The sequence below is a fragment of the Mesorhizobium sp. WSM4306 genome (genome assembly GCF_007003975.1).
In the GTDB taxonomy this organism is placed as follows: domain Bacteria; phylum Pseudomonadota; class Alphaproteobacteria; order Rhizobiales; family Rhizobiaceae; genus Mesorhizobium.
In genome coordinates this window covers 1-14,283 of sequence record NZ_VFTC01000020.1, presented here as the reverse complement: position 1 = coordinate 14,283, position 14,283 = coordinate 1, and the positions used below count along the sequence as shown (strand labels likewise).

At 60.4% G+C, this 14,283-nt stretch carries 12 protein-coding genes and 1 tRNA gene; 7 read left to right on the top strand and 6 right to left on the bottom strand.

Features of this window, described 5'->3' with window-relative positions; genetic code table 11:
- Position 1: 1 nt before the first annotated feature.
- Positions 2 to 892, top strand: coding sequence for a sigma-70 family RNA polymerase sigma factor (locus FJV77_RS21665; protein WP_142868663.1), 891 nt, complete (start codon positions 2 to 4; stop codon positions 890 to 892).
- 28 nt (positions 893 to 920) lie between these two features.
- On the opposite strand, the gene FJV77_RS21660 is transcribed toward FJV77_RS21665, so the two are convergent.
- Positions 921 to 1,637 (bottom strand): GntR family transcriptional regulator, encoded by a 717-nt coding sequence (locus tag FJV77_RS21660; protein ID WP_142868662.1) that lies wholly within the window; start codon positions 1,635 to 1,637, stop codon positions 921 to 923.
- A gap of 96 nt (positions 1,638 to 1,733) precedes the next feature.
- Between FJV77_RS21660 and FJV77_RS21655 the strand changes: the two genes are divergently transcribed.
- On the top strand, positions 1,734 to 2,285 hold the full coding sequence (locus tag FJV77_RS21655) for an autotransporter (RefSeq protein ID WP_142868661.1): 552 nt from the start codon (positions 1,734 to 1,736) through the stop codon (positions 2,283 to 2,285).
- Positions 2,286 to 2,371: 86 nt separating this feature from the next.
- On the opposite strand, the gene FJV77_RS21650 is transcribed toward FJV77_RS21655, so the two are convergent.
- Both FJV77_RS21650 and FJV77_RS21645 read right to left on the bottom strand, forming a co-directional pair.
- On the bottom strand, positions 2,372 to 3,409 hold the full coding sequence (locus FJV77_RS21650) for a YihY/virulence factor BrkB family protein (protein ID WP_142868660.1): 1,038 nt from the start codon (positions 3,407 to 3,409) through the stop codon (positions 2,372 to 2,374).
- 46 nt (positions 3,410 to 3,455) lie between these two features.
- Positions 3,456 to 3,935 carry a pyridoxamine 5'-phosphate oxidase family protein gene (locus FJV77_RS21645; protein ID WP_142868659.1) on the bottom strand — a complete coding sequence of 160 codons (480 nt, stop codon included), beginning with the start codon at positions 3,933 to 3,935 and terminating at the stop codon, positions 3,456 to 3,458.
- A 227-nt stretch (positions 3,936 to 4,162) separates the two neighbouring features.
- Here FJV77_RS21645 and FJV77_RS21640 point away from each other — a divergent pair, with 227 nt between their 5' ends.
- The gene (locus FJV77_RS21640; protein ID WP_185970391.1) at positions 4,163 to 5,908 is read left to right on the top strand and encodes an adenylate/guanylate cyclase domain-containing protein; all 1,746 of its coding nucleotides are present in this window, start codon (positions 4,163 to 4,165) and stop codon (positions 5,906 to 5,908) included.
- Positions 5,909 to 6,404: 496 nt separating this feature from the next.
- Here the strand turns inward: FJV77_RS21640 and FJV77_RS21630 are convergent, their stop codons facing one another.
- Positions 6,405 to 7,235 (bottom strand): methyltransferase domain-containing protein, encoded by an 831-nt coding sequence (locus FJV77_RS21630; RefSeq protein WP_246691331.1) that lies wholly within the window; start codon positions 7,233 to 7,235, stop codon positions 6,405 to 6,407.
- A 677-nt stretch (positions 7,236 to 7,912) separates the two neighbouring features.
- Between FJV77_RS21630 and FJV77_RS21625 the strand changes: the two genes are divergently transcribed.
- Positions 7,913 to 9,640, top strand: coding sequence for an adenylate/guanylate cyclase domain-containing protein (locus tag FJV77_RS21625; RefSeq protein ID WP_142868657.1), 1,728 nt, complete (start codon positions 7,913 to 7,915; stop codon positions 9,638 to 9,640).
- A 141-nt stretch (positions 9,641 to 9,781) separates the two neighbouring features.
- On the opposite strand, the gene FJV77_RS21620 is transcribed toward FJV77_RS21625, so the two are convergent.
- Positions 9,782 to 9,858: transfer RNA gene (locus FJV77_RS21620), tRNA-Arg, on the bottom strand.
- Positions 9,859 to 10,006: 148 nt separating this feature from the next.
- On the bottom strand, positions 10,007 to 11,524 hold the full coding sequence (locus FJV77_RS21615) for a HAMP domain-containing sensor histidine kinase (RefSeq protein WP_142868656.1): 1,518 nt from the start codon (positions 11,522 to 11,524) through the stop codon (positions 10,007 to 10,009).
- Positions 11,525 to 11,823: 299 nt separating this feature from the next.
- Between FJV77_RS21615 and rpmH the strand changes: the two genes are divergently transcribed.
- From rpmH to yidC, 3 genes are read left to right on the top strand one after another with little or no spacing between them, the layout of a single operon-like run.
- Positions 11,824 to 11,958 carry a 50S ribosomal protein L34 gene (gene rpmH / locus FJV77_RS21610; RefSeq protein ID WP_008833937.1) on the top strand — a complete coding sequence of 45 codons (135 nt, stop codon included), beginning with the start codon at positions 11,824 to 11,826 and terminating at the stop codon, positions 11,956 to 11,958.
- Between the two features lie 16 nt (positions 11,959 to 11,974).
- Positions 11,975 to 12,328 carry a ribonuclease P protein component gene (gene rnpA, locus FJV77_RS21605; RefSeq protein ID WP_112559842.1) on the top strand — a complete coding sequence of 118 codons (354 nt, stop codon included), beginning with the start codon at positions 11,975 to 11,977 and terminating at the stop codon, positions 12,326 to 12,328.
- 14 nt (positions 12,329 to 12,342) lie between these two features.
- Entirely contained in the window at positions 12,343 to 14,172 is a 1,830-nt protein-coding gene (gene yidC, locus FJV77_RS21600; RefSeq protein ID WP_142868655.1) for a membrane protein insertase YidC, read from the top strand.
- The last annotated feature ends 111 nt before the right edge of the window (positions 14,173 to 14,283 follow it).

Below are 14,283 nucleotides of genomic sequence, written 5' to 3'. Positions count from 1 at the left end.
GATGAACACAGCAAAACTCGACCGGCCGGCATTGGAGGCGATGCTGGCCGATTTGCGGCCGAAGCTGCATCGCTACTGCGCCCGCATGGCCGGCTCGGTGATCGACGGCGAGGACATCGTCCAGGAGACACTGATCAAGGCGCTGCAGGCCATTGACGGCGACGCCTCTGTCGAGCGGCCCGAGCAATGGCTGTTCCGCATCGCCCACAATGCCGCGCAGGATCATCTGCGCCGGCGCCAGCGGGAGCAGGCGCGCATGAGCGAGACCGACATGACGATGATCGAAGACCCCTTAGCAAGCGCCGATGCCAGGCTCGCCACCGCCGCCAGCCTGCGCAGCTTCATGCAGCTTGCCACGGCGCAGCGCAGCGCCGTGATCCTGGTCGACGTGCTTGGCCTCAGCCTGCACGAGACCTGCGAGGTCTCCGGCGCGACGCTGGCCGCGACCAAGGCGGCGCTGCATCGCGGGCGGGCACAGCTGCGGCTGCTGGCCCTGCAGGATGAACAGACGCCCGCCCCAAAGCTCGACGCCGACGATGAGCGGCGCCTGCGTCGCTATGTCGACCTGTTCAACGCACGGGACTTCGATGCCGTGCGCGCGCTGATCGCCGAGGATATCCAGCTTGAAGTCGTCAATCGCACCCGTATGCGCGGCAAGGCGCAGGTTTCCAACTATTTCGGCAATTACGACCGCGTCAGCGACTGGGCGCTGTCGCTGGGCTTCGTCGACGGCAGGCCGGCCATCCTGATCCGCAATCCGCAGGCTGGGGACGATGTCGTGCGTGGCTTCATGCTGGTCGGCTGGCAGGACGGAAAGGTCAGCCATATCCGAGATTTCCGCTATGCGCCCTATTGCCTTGCCGACGCGGAGATCCGATTCGTCGACGAATGAAGCGGCGGCCCGAGAGCGCAGGCCAGCCTCAGGCGAAGCTCTGCAAATTGGCGTCCTGCAGTTTGGAGCCGGTAAGCAGGGCCTCGAGCACCTGCTTCTTGAGCGACAGGCACTGCGAACGGGCAAGCTTTGCGATGGCCGAGACCTCGGCCACCTCACAGGCAAGGATGAGCTCCTTTTGCTGGCCGATGATCACTTGCGTGAAGTCGCGCGATTTGAAGCCGAGATGGAGAACGCGCTCCGATTGGTCGAGGATCTGGTCGAGCAGGCGCGCCAGCCGCAGATTGCCCGAGAGCTCGGCCAGCGCCAGGCGAAAGGCGCGGTCGGCGGCGAGGAAGGCGACATGGCTGCGCAGCGTCTCAGGCTTCAGCACCTTTTGCGCCGCCAGCCTGATATCCTCGAGCCCGCGCTCGGTGAGGTTGGCCCCGGCCACCCTGAACACTTCCGGCTCGATCAGGCTGCGGACATCGAAAATCTCGTTGACGTCGCGCAGGCTGAGCGGTGCCACGACATAGCCGCGCCTGGGCTCGCTTTTGATCAGCCCTTCCTGCGTCAGCCGGGCGAGGGCCGAGCGGATCGTCGCCTTCCTGATCTGGTAGCGATCGCCGATCTGCTTTTCGGTCAGGCTTTCGCCGGGGCGCAGCACGCAGGCGACGATGTCGCTCTTCAGCTGCTCGTAGGCCTCCTCGCTGCGCAATATGTCGGCGGTCGAGGGTGACGCGGCTGCGGATTTCGGGGCGATCATGTCAGGTCTTCCTGGGCAGTTGACGCTGGTTCCGGCATTCGCTAGCCTGAGCATCTCAGTTATGAGTATTAAGCTTCTTAAGAGGGATAACTGACGATGCCTCTTGCCGCCAACTCGCCTCTCTACGCCGTAACCGCCGATATCGTCAACGCAGCCAAAGGTCCTGATGCCTTCGATCGGGTCAAGGCGGTGTTGCGCGAGCACACTGATCGTTTTCACGCCTCGGGCGTGCTTGCCCATGAGGAGGAAGACGATGAGGTGCTGCTGCATGCCAGCCCTGATTTGACGATCTACCACATCACGTTGTCGCCCGGCCTGCAGTATCCGGCGCACAACCATCTGATGGATGCGCTGATCGGCATCTACAAGGGTAGCGAGACCAACTTCATCTATCCCGTCGACGGCAGCGAGATCGATACACCGGTGCGGCAGGACATCGCGGCGCCTACCGTCGTGCACATGACCCCGGACACGGTGCATGCGGTCGCCAACACCGGCAGCGCCCGCTCCGGCGCGCTGCATGTCTATCTCGGCAATCTGACGGAGATTGACCGGCATATGTGGAGCCCGGACAGCACCCAGGCCGAGCCGTTCGACAACGAGCGGTATCTGGCTGGGGCGCGACCGATTAGGCAGGCCAGTTCCTGATCGGGAAAGGGTGAAAGCAGGCTGCGTCGATCTCCACCTGCTCTCGCGCATTGCACCGGTTCTTTGCCCGATAAGCGATCCAGCACCTAATCAGCTGTTTTTCCCAGCGTATCGGCAACCACCGCGCCGCGCTCTCCCATCGGCAGAGCGGGACCCGTGGTCGAGTCGATTGCCGTCTGATGTTCCATCTCGGCATTGATTGCGGCGCCGGCGATGAGGATGATGACTGAAATCCATGTCCACATCATCAAGCCAACGACAGCACCCAGCGATCCGTAGGTGGCGTTGTAGTTGGCAAAATGCTGCAGGTAGAACGAGAATAGCCACGATGCCGCGATCCAGACCGCGGTCGCAGCCAAGGCGCCCCAGCTCAGCCATCGCCACTTCGCATGTTCGCGGCTCGGCCCGAAACGGTAGAGCAGGGAAATGCCTGTCAGCATGATTCCTACCAGGATCGGCCAGCGAGATACCGCGACAAGGGTTTCCGTCCAGGCGTCGAGGTAGAAAAAGCGCAACAGTGCCGGGACCACGCCAACCGTCAGCAACAAGGCTATCCCGATCACCAAGGCTCCCATCGTGAACAGGATCGACATCAGGTTGAGCGTGATGAAGCTGCGCTTCTCGCTTTCCTCATAGGCGATGTTCATCGCATCGAAGAGCGCCTTCATTCCGCTGTTCGCGCTCCAGAGCGCGATCGCAAGGCCGACGAAGAAACCTGTCCCGAGCGCTCCCGGTTTCTGACTGGCCAAAGCCTGCAACTGTCCGCGAATGATATCCAATCCCCCTGACGGCAGCAATCCGCCGAGATAGGCGACATGGTCCGCCACCGTAATGGGATCGGCGACAAAGCCGTAGATAGAGATAAAGGCCGCCAACGCCGGAAACAGCGCCAGCAGCAAATAGAAGGTCGCGCCGGCCGCGACCAGCAAAACGCGGTCCTTGTTGAACTCTTCCCAGAGCCGCCAGAAGATATCCCTCCAACCAAGCGCAGGAATTTCGGAAGGCCGGGCTGCATTGCGGCCGCGGTCTCCATCCTCTGCCCTTATGGCGGCGTTGCTAGCTTCCGACGTGGCCAACGCACGGTTGGCCGCTTCGGTATCGATCAACGAGGACTTGGTGTCCATCGCTCAACGGCCCTACACTCCGCATCGCTATAAAAGTTGCAGCTCCTCACAGGGACACTTTGGCGACTTTGTCCTTGTATTCCTCTTTCGGATCGAACCCGAGCAGCATTTTTATGCCGGCAGTCACGCTTGAGCCGTCGAGCCAGATCTCAGCCTCCTGCGGATCGAACCTAAGCAGTGCCAGCCTCGGGTCGTCTTTCCCGCGCTCAAACCAGGCAGCGACAAAACGATTCCAAAGCCGATCGATGACCACTGGGTTGTTGTCCAGAAAAAGCTTCCCCTGCACTGTGGCGAACAGGTCGTGACCCTTCGATGTGAAGGTAGCTGTCGCGCCGCTGCCATCTTTCAGGCCCTCGACAAGCTCGGTGTCTGTGGCCGTGAAGAACCAGATCGGCCCCTTCCGATCCTCAATCTGGGCTGTCATCGGACGCGGGATGACCTTCGATCCATCAAGGCCGATCATCATTGTCATGTCGGATTTCAACGACTTCCAGAACTTGGCTTCGAGTTCGGCAGGGCTGGCCATTTGGACTTCCTTTCAATGGACGAAAGAAAGCAAACGGCAGCCGGCTGCATCTGTTCCAATTCATTGAAAGATCTTGCTTGCGGGGCCGGGGCCAAGGCCGATGCCGCGTTGCGCGACGCCCCGGCGGCGCTACGGAAGCGGCCGTTCTCTGACGGCTAGTTGCGCACAGACGCGAGTGCTACGCTCCCAGCAAACCCACGTGGCGTCTTTGGGGTCCAGGAGGCATTGTGGCGCGCCCGGAACGAAAGCTTGTGGCGGTTTTGGCAGCGGACGTAGCTGGCTACTCGCGTTTGATGGGGGACGATGAGGCCGGAACTCTCTTCCATCTAAAGGCACTGCGCGCCGAAGTGATCGATCCAAAGATCGCGCAATTCAGGGGTCGGCTGGTCGGCACCGCGGGCGACAGTTTGCTGATCGAGTTTCCCAGCGCCGTCGATGCGTTGCAGTTCGCAGTCGAGACGCAAGAACGCATAGCGGCACGCAATGCGGATCTTCCTGAAGACCGGCGCATGGCCTTCAGGATGGGTGTCAACGCCGGCGAGGTCATCCTGGATGAGACGACGATCTACGGTGACTGCGTAAACGTGGCCGCCAGGCTGGAAAAGGTCAGTGAGCCCGGAGGTGTCGTCATTGGACGCAGCGTCTATGATCAAGTGAAGGGAAAGATTCCCTATACGCTCGTCGACCTGGGCGAGCATACGATGAAGAACATTGCTGGGCCTGTGCGTGCCTACCGGGTTCAAACAGAAGAGCGGGATGATCCACCTTCAGCGTCAATTGCTTCAGCAGAGGATTTGCCGCTTCCGTTCAAGCCATCAGTGGCGGTGCTTCCTTTCACAAACATGTCGGTGGACCCCGAGCAGGATTATTTCTCGGATGGAATAGCCGAGGACCTTATCACCGAGCTCAGTCGCAGTCAGAGTTTGTTCGTGATCGCGCGCAATTCCTCGTTCGCTTTCAAGGGTCAATCCGTAAACATCACCGAGGTCGGAAGGAAACTCGGTGTTCGGTACGTCGTCGAGGGAAGCGTTCGAAAGGCGGCTGCACGCGTCAGGATCACTGCGCAGTTGATAGAAGCGGCCACTGGCAATCACGTCTGGGCTGAGCGCTACGATCGAGACCTCGATGACCTTTTCGCCGTTCAAGACGAGGTGACAGAGAGGATCGCCTGGGCACTGGTCGGCAAGGTAGGCACTGCCGAGATCGTTCGGACCAGGCAAACGCAAACGAGCCTGAGCGCATATGATGCGTTCTTGCGCGGCCTCGATGCTATGCACCGCTTCACCGAGAAAGACACCGTCGCTGCTGTCGAGTTCCTAAAGCTGGCTCTTGGCTGGGAGCCTGATTCAGCGCGAGCGCATACATGCCTCGCAGACGCCTACGCGACCCTCTCCGCTTTCAGAGCTGACGAAGACATGAAGGCGTTGGCCATGCAGTCGGCCCTGCGGGCTATCGAACTCGGCGACGCCAGCGGACTGGCAGAGGCGGTCGTCGCCGCTCTGCATGGATGGAAAGGGGAGTTCGAGGCTGCCGAGACTCATGGGCAACGCGCGCTCGCGATGGGCCCGACAAACCCAGATGTACTCGTCTGGGTCGGGTACATCTGCCTTTGGAATGGTCACCTCACGAAGGCCCGCGAGATCGGCGAGCGTCTCAGACGGCTGAGTCCGCTCGAACACCGCGAGGTCCACGAGCTACTCGCATTCGCTTACTATCTGCTCGGAGACTATGAGGTTTCGCTGGAATCCTTCCGCCGTTGGGACAACAACAACTATGATCGCGGGTTCGCCAATCTGGCTGCTTGTTTGGGACAGCTCGGACGCATCGACGAGGCAATATTGGCTTGGAACAGGTGCCTCGAGCGCAAACCTGGTTTCACTCTAGGTGACTACAAGCGCGGCTCTCCATATCGCCGTCAGGAGGACGTGGAGCACTGGCTAGATGGCCTGAGGAAAGCAGGCATTGCGGATTGACCGATGAACAATCGGGCGGTTCGCCGGAAGCGCAATTGCCGTCAATTACTGACTCGTGACGATTTTTAGTCCAGGTGCGCGTCAGCTCAGGCGCGGTGGTGCTGCGCTACGAGCCGAGAAGGTAGCGCGTGAGCACGGCGCTGGGCTCAGGCAAGAAGAGATGGCCCGCCGCTACCGACGCAGCTCATGCGTCGATGGAATAGCGTAAACCTGGGGCTCTCCTGTGCCACCAGCGATTTCGCCATTTCCCGGCATCGAGCTTAAACCTTGGAAACTTTGGCGCGCCCGAAGAGATTCGCCAGAAGTCTGGAGCTTCGTGGCGCCTCTCTCGATGCAGGCCACGGGCGTGAAGCGATTGATCTTCGTGCTGTCGCTCGGCATCTATGACGAGGTGCCGGGTCCGCCATTTATACGCTATAGCCCGCAGCGGCGGCCGATTTCACAACACCAGAAGCAACCATTCGCAATCGCTGCAGAGGGTGAGAGGTTGATGTGATCAACCTGAAGCGTACGCCGTGCCTACGTATCCTTCTTGCTGGAAAGAGAATCTCCCGCCTTCAAGCATCTCCGGATGACAAAATCCTGCGATTTCCAAAGCGATTGTCTTGATCGTCTCCCGGCGATCGTCCTCGGTGAGATCCCCCAGCAGGGCCGCCAAAGGCGTCGCACAAAACTGAAAACGGACATAGTCGAGCACAGATGGAAACGTGACTTTCTGTACCACGGTGCGGACTTCGGCTTTCGATAACCCCGCGCCTATCAACAAGTCTCGAAGCTCGCCCGGCTCGTTAAAAGCATGTTCGCCGCGTTTGATCCTTGATGAGTTTGGCCCCAGAACACGATCAAGGGCCAGTACAAACGCGTTCGCACCTGGAGTTCGTTCTATCGAATTAAATACGCTAAGTGCGACACGCCCGGACAGCGACAACACACGATTCATTTCGCTGAGCGCGCGCCCCTGATCCGGAAAGAATTGCAGTCCCAATTGGCAAAGAACCAAGTCAAATTTTCCAGCCGGGAATGGCAAATCCAGCGCACTGCCTTCAACCCAATCGATTGGCGCTCCGTCGCCGGAAAAGGTCCGGGCAACGGCCAGCATCCCCTTGTTTAGGTCCAGGCCGGTGACATGTCCCTGGCCCATCCGCTGACTTGCCAAGCGGGCGACAATGCCAGTTCCGCAGGCTAGGTCGAGAACATCTTCTCCAGCACAAGGCTGGGCTCTCCCCACGAGATCCTCTGCCCATTTTACTGTAATCGCCGGCACCAGGTATTTTTCGTAAAGCTCCGGCGCGCTCCCGTCGAGTTGCCAATGATGGTAATCAACCATTGCCTCCTCCCAACTTCCGCCTAATCTTTTTGTCGCTCCGGTCTACGCCAATTTATGCAATGGGTCGATTCGTATCGTTGCGATGGCATCCCGTTGAAAAGCTAGGCTGGCGAACGTCAGGGTAGCGGCACCGCGTAGGAGAATTGCCTGCTTTCATCGTTCGCGGCCCACCAGCGGATACAGAATGCCTCGGTGCTTCGTAAGCGTGCAGTCATGACCCAAGGCTCTTACTGGCTATCGTTTCGGCCGTTGCCGCGATTGGCTTGTGCTCGCGGATGAAGTCGATCACCCGCACGCGCACGCCGCCGACCAGGACAATCTCGATCACACCGCGCTGTTCCGCCAAAGCCGCCGCGGCTGGTGCGGCAGCTTGGGTTCCGCAGGCGAAGCCCAGACCGAAGCAGCGTCCCGGCAGCACGACAAGCGGCGATGGTTAGCTCAGCGGCTCCGATGGCAGAGTGACCGAACTCGATCACGATCTGAAGCGTCACAGCGGGCAAAGGTTCAAATTCTGTCCCCGCACTCAAGGTGCTAGCAGCGGGATCGTCGCCAAAGTCGCAAGTGCGCCAATTCCGGACTTTTACCTGCGATCCCGCGAAAGCAAGATCTCGACTTTCAGACACCAAGAATAGCTCGTACAGTCTAACATTCCTCAGCCCATCGACTGTGGGATCGGTATGGCGGAACAGCAGACGACGCGCCGACTATCGGCCATCCTGGCAGCCGACGTTGTCGGTTACTCCAGCATGATGGGAATCGACGAGGCAGGTACCCTTGCGGCGCTGCGGGAGGTTTGGCAGCAGACTTTCAACCCCGCTGTCACCGCGCGTCACGGCCGCATCGTCAAGATGATGGGCGACGGAGCGCTGGTCGAATTTCCAAGTGTGGTGAGCGCGGTTGAATGCGCAGCGGCTATCCAGCGAGCGATGGGCGAGCGAAATCTCGCCGCTACCCCCCCAATTCAATTTCGCATCGGAATTAATCTTGGCGACGTTATAGTTGAGGGCGATGACATTTTCGGTGACGGCGTGAACATCGCTGCGCGGATCGAGGCTATCGCCAAGCCCGGCGGCGTGTCGGTGTCCGCTACTGTTCGGGAAAATGTCGGCAACAAGCTCGAACTGGCTTTCGACGATACCGGCGAGCACAGCCTCAAGAACATCGAGCAGCCGATACGCGTGTACAATGTCGTTTTGGACGCTGCGTTGCCCAAGACTGCCGCCATGGCGCACGGTTCGGGGACGCGGACCAAAGGCAGCGTAGCCGTGCTGCCCTTCTCCAACATGGGAGGAGATCCGGAGCAGGATTACTTCGCTGAAGGCATCGCGGAAGACATTCTGACCGAACTTTCGCGCTTCCGAAACCTGTTCGTGATTGCCCGAAATTCATCTTTCTCATTCAAGGGGAAGGGCCTTGGTACTCAGGAAATCGCAAAGGCATTGAATGTCGAATATATCGTAGCTGGTGGCGTGAGGCGCATCGGCAAACGCGTCCGCGTGGCGGCACAACTTATCCACAGCACTACTGGTCAGGAACTCTGGGCCGAACGCTATGATCGCGAAGTTGAAGATATCTTCGTCGTCCAGGACGAAGTTGTCCGGACCATCGTTGTCACGCTCGAATCGCGACTTCAGTTGGCAATAGCCAATGATGCGAGCAAGCGGGACCTACCGAGCTTGGCAGCCTACGAATGCGTTCAATTGGCAAAAAAGTATGTTGCCCAGCACGACGCTCCACGGGCGATGCCATTTGTGGAGAGGGCTCTCCAACTAGATGCTGAATACGCCGTTGCTCATGCTATGCGAGCCGCCACGTTCTACGTGCAATACCTCGGAACCGCGCGAGCGGACACGCTCGACGAAATGGCGGCCGCCGCACGAACCGCAATAGGCTTGGATGACGGCGACTCCTCTGGCCATGCGCTGCTCGGAATGGCGCTGATTCTCAAGCGGCAATACGAGTTGGCAGCCTCCCATTTGGAACGGGCCATCAGCCTAAACCCCGCCAATGCCACTGCGATGGCATACCAGGCAGAGTTGTTTCTTCGAAACGGTGATTTCGCGACAGCGCTCAAGACGATGGATGAGTTGCTTCAACGCGATCCAATTCCGGCGACATGGCACTGGGAAATCCGAGGCATGGCTCTGCTAATGCTCCGACGATATCATGAAGCGATCTTGGCATTTTCTCGGCAGGCCCACCCGTTTTGGTACATTCATGGCTATCTGGCGATGTGCCAGGCACGCCTTGGGCATCTAGGTGAGGCGAAGGCTGAGATAGAGAAGCTACTATCCGAGATGCCCGAGATGACCATTGGCCGGTATCCCGAGATCGAGCCATTTCGAAAACAGGAGGATCGCGACTTTATGGCTGAGAGCCTTCGGCTGGCTGGACTTCCCGAGTAGCCACGCCAAGGTTGGCGCGACCATTCGCAATGTCGTCTAGGGTCAAACCTTCCCGCTCGAAACTGTCTTAGGTGGACGATTTTCGCTGCTATTCGGGCCCATGTTTCCGAAAACGGTTTCAAGTCAAGCAGTTCGTAAATTTGGCGCGCCCGAAGAGATTCGAACTCCTGACCCCCAGATTCGTAGTCTGGTGCTCTATCCAGCTGAGCTACGGGCGCGCAACAGGCCATGACTTGCATAGCCCCGCAAGCCGGTCCTGGCGACCGGCCGCGACGAGACGTGTTCCCTAACGACTGAATTTCCGAAAAGCAAGCCGATCCGGCAAAAGTTTTGTCGCAGGCAGATCAAGGTGAGTTGAGATTCAGCTCAGGCGGGGCGGCGCAGGCCGCTGCGGGCCTGGTCGAGGCGGACCGGCTGGTCGGGGATGGTGACGGCGAAGGTGGTGCGGCCGCCGATCGATTCGACCAGCTCCACCGTGCCGCCATGGGCGCGGATCAGTTCGTGGGCGATGGCCAGTCCAAGGCCGGTGCCGCCGCTGCGGGCCGAACCGCGAAACGCCGCGAACAGGTTTTCGCGCGCCTTGGGCGGCAGGCCGGGACCGGTGTCGGTGACGATGATGCGGCTGACGCTGCCCATGCGCTCAGCCGACACGGCGAGCCGGCGCACCAGCGCGCTCTCGGAGTCGGCTGCCATCGCCTGCACGGCGTTGCGGCACAGATTGGTGAGCACGCGAAACAGCTGGTCGGAATCGGCATCGACCTCGAAAGCGAGCTCGACGGCGTTGACGAATTCGATGCCGTCCTCGATGTCGAGCAGGCCGTGGACGTCGTCGACCAGCTGGCGCAGCCGCAAACGGCGGCGCGAGGGCGCCGGCTCCTGGGTGCGGCCATAGGCCAGCACGCCTTCGGAATAGGACACGGCGCGGTCGAGCGCGCGCAGCAGTTTTGGCGCGAAGGCCTGCACGGTCGGGTCCTTGACCAGGCGCAGACGGTCCGACATCAGCTGCGCCGAGGCCAGGATGTTGCGCATGTCGTGATTGATCTTGGAGACGGCGAGGCCGAGATCGGCAAGATGCTTCTGCTCCGACAGCATCTTTTGCAGCCGTTCCTGCATCTGCGACAGTTCGCGTTCGGCAACGCCGATCTCGTCGGCGCGGGCGGCCGGGTGGATGATACGCGTGGGATCGTCGGGCGCCTCGGAGAAGGACAGCATCGAGCGCGTCATGGTGCGGATCGGGCCGATCATGATCAGGTCGATCGCGGCATAGACCAGCATGGCGGTGAACAGCGAGATCAGCAACGAGACGAAAGCGACATTGCGCGAATAGCGCAGCATGGCGTTGCGCAAGGAATAGTCGGGCATGATCAGCTCGAATTCCTTGTCGCTTTCGCCGACCGGACCGAAAACCCTGAGCATGCGCTTGCCGCCGAAGAACAGCGTGTCGAGCGCCCCGGTCATGCCCTTGATCATGCCGACATTGGCGATGTCGATATGCTCGTCGACCTGCGGCGGCATTTCGGCCACCACCAGGAGGCGCGAGACGCCACCGTCGCGCACCGCGATCGCCTTGGCGCCGATCGCCATCAGCACGTCGTTCTGGGCGGTACGCGAGAGCGAATTGGGCTCGCCCTGCACCAGCACGATCGACACGGCGGCGGCGGTGCTGAGCCTCTCCTTCAGCCAGGCCAGGCGGTAGCTGGCGATCCAGGGCAGGAAAATGAGGACTTCGGCCAGGAGCACGAAGACGATGGTGAGCAACAGCAGCTTGGTCGACAGGCCGCGCGCCAATGGCACCGAACGGCTCGGAGCAGGGCGAGCGGACGCCGGGCTGGCATCGGCTTTCGCCGGGCCGGTCCCTTCATCCGCGGGGGCAAAGTCGCTCATTAGGGCCTGTCTTCACAAACGCTTGATCGGTTGAGATTAGGCGATTGCGGCTTTTTTGCCAATTTCATCCTTCGTTGGACGATGGTACCAGCAATAAAACCGCATCGAACTGGTCGTTCGCGCGGCGATGAACTGTTAGTTCACGCCGGATTGACTCCCAAAACCCTTCTTTCTATAAGCCGCTCACGCTCGGGCCATTCGTCCCGGCGCGGTTTCGATCGCGCCAAAACCGGCCCGGCAAAGCTCCTGTTACACAGTGACAGAATCAAGAAGGGCCGCACCCCGCGGTATTAAAACAAATGAAGCGTACCTACCAACCGTCCAAACTCGTCCGCAAGCGCCGGCACGGTTTTCGTGCTCGCATGGCCACCAAGGGTGGTCGCGGCGTCGTCGCAGCTCGCCGCAACCGCGGCCGCAAGCGGCTCAGCGCCTGAACGGAAGACGAGATCGTTGCCCGCAACCGGCAAGCCAGTGGGACCAAACCCCAAGCGGCTTCTGAAACGTGCGGAATTCCTGGCCGTCCGCCGCGGTGAAAAGCGGCGCGGGCGGCTTTTTCTCGTTGAAGTTCTCGACCGCAATGACGGTCTGTCGCCGCGCGTCGGCTTCACCGTCACCAAGAAAGTCGGCAATGCAGTCGTGCGCAACCGCATCAGGCGGCGGCTGAAAGAAGCCGTGCGCACCCATGCCGCAAGTGACATGGCGCCCGGCAATGACTATGTCATCGTCGGGCGTGAAGACGTGCTTACCATTCCGTTCGGCCAGTTGAAGGCCGAACTCTCCCGCCGTCTGAGCGGAACACGATAGGCCAAGGGCTTTCGATGGAAAACAACCGGAACTTCTACATCACCATCGTCTTGTCGGTGCTGATCCTTGGGCTGTGGCAATATTTCTACGTGCTGCCGCGCAGCGAGCGGCAAGCCGAAGCCACGCGCATCGAAGAGCAGCGGGTGGCGGAGCAGAAGAAGGCGGCCGAGGCCGCAAACCCCGGCGGCACGACGGCGCCCGCGGCGCCCGGCGCCATTCCGAACGCGCCCGGCGGCGTGGTAACGGCGGCTAGCCGCGAACAGGCCCTTGCAGCAACTGCCCGCGTCAAGATCGACACGCCGAGCCTGTCGGGCTCGATCAACCTGACTGGGGCACGTCTCGATGACCTGAAGCTCAAGCACTATACCGAGACCGTCGACAAGGACTCGCCTGAGATCAGCCTGCTCAATCCGGCGGCCTTGCCCAATGGCTACTTCGCCGAGATCGGCTACAGCGCCGCCAATATCGATCAGACCGGCACCGTGCCGGGAGCAGATACCGTCTGGACCGCAGCCGGCAATCCTACGCTGACCCCGGCAACCCCGGTGACGCTGACTTATGTCAACGACAAGGGCCTGACCTTCGAGCGCACCTTCTCTGTCGACAACGACTACCTGTTCACCGTCTCCGATACGGTGAAGAACTCCGGCGCGGCGCCCGTATCGCTCTACAATTATGGCCGCGTTACCCGCTTCGACAAGCCGGCGGTTGCCAGCACCTACGTGTTGCATGAAGGCCTGATCGGCTTCACCGGCACGGAAGGCCTGCAGGAACACAAATACGCGGCCATCGAGAAGGACAAGCAGGTCAAGCCAGGCAAGTCGACCGACGGCTGGCTCGGCATCACCGACAAATACTGGGCTGTGACCCTGGTCCCGACCGAAAAGCAGCCATTCCAGCCCAACTATTCCTATTTCGAATTCCCTACCGGGCCTCATGCGCACAGCTACCAGGCGGATTTCCTGTCCGATGCAATCACCGTGGCGGCCGGACAGTCGACGACGATCGAGTCGGAGATTTTCGCCGGCGCCAAGGAAGTAGGCAAGATCAACGCCTACGCCGAGGATCGCCATATCAAGCGGTTCGACCTCCTGATCGACTGGGGCTGGTTCCACTTCATCACCAAGCCGATGTTCTGGCTGATCGACACGCTCTACAAATTCTTCGGCAATTTCGGCCTGGCCATCCTCGCCACCACAGTGGTGGTCAAGGCCATCTTCTTCCCGCTCGCCAACAAGTCCTACGCGTCGATGGCGAACATGAAGAAGGTGCAACCCAAGATGCTCGAGATCCGCGAGAAATACGCGGACGACAAGATGAAGCAGCAACAGGCGATGATGGAGCTGTACAAGACCGAGAAGATCAATCCGCTCGCCGGCTGCTGGCCGGTGGCGCTGCAGATCCCGGTGTTCTTCTCGCTCTACAAGGTGCTCTACATCACCATAGAGATGCGGCACGCGCCGTTCTTCGGCTGGATCCAGGATCTGGCGGCGCCCGATCCGACCTCGGTCTTCAACCTGTTCGGCCTGCTGCCGTTCGCGCCGCCGGCGTTCCTGCCGCATATGGGCGCCTGGGCTGTGGTCATGGGCATCACCATGTTCCTGCAGATGCGCATGAACCCGACGCCGCCGGATCCGACGCAGGCGCAGATCTTCACCTGGATGCCGGTGATCTTCACCTTCATGATGGGCTCCTTCCCGGCCGGCCTGGTCATCTACTGGGCCTGGAACAACACGCTGTCGATCCTGCAGCAGGGCGTGATCATGAAGCGCCAGGGCGCCAAGATCGAATTGTGGGACAATCTGGCGGCGATGTTCAAAAAGAAACCGTCGCCGGCGGAGTAGCCGGACCCCCTCTCGCACAACAAAGCCCCGGCTCGTGAACTGACCCCCGAAAGTTGGACACAACCTTCGGGGGTTTTGCATGTCCAGACACAGTACGAGTTTCAAGCGCTC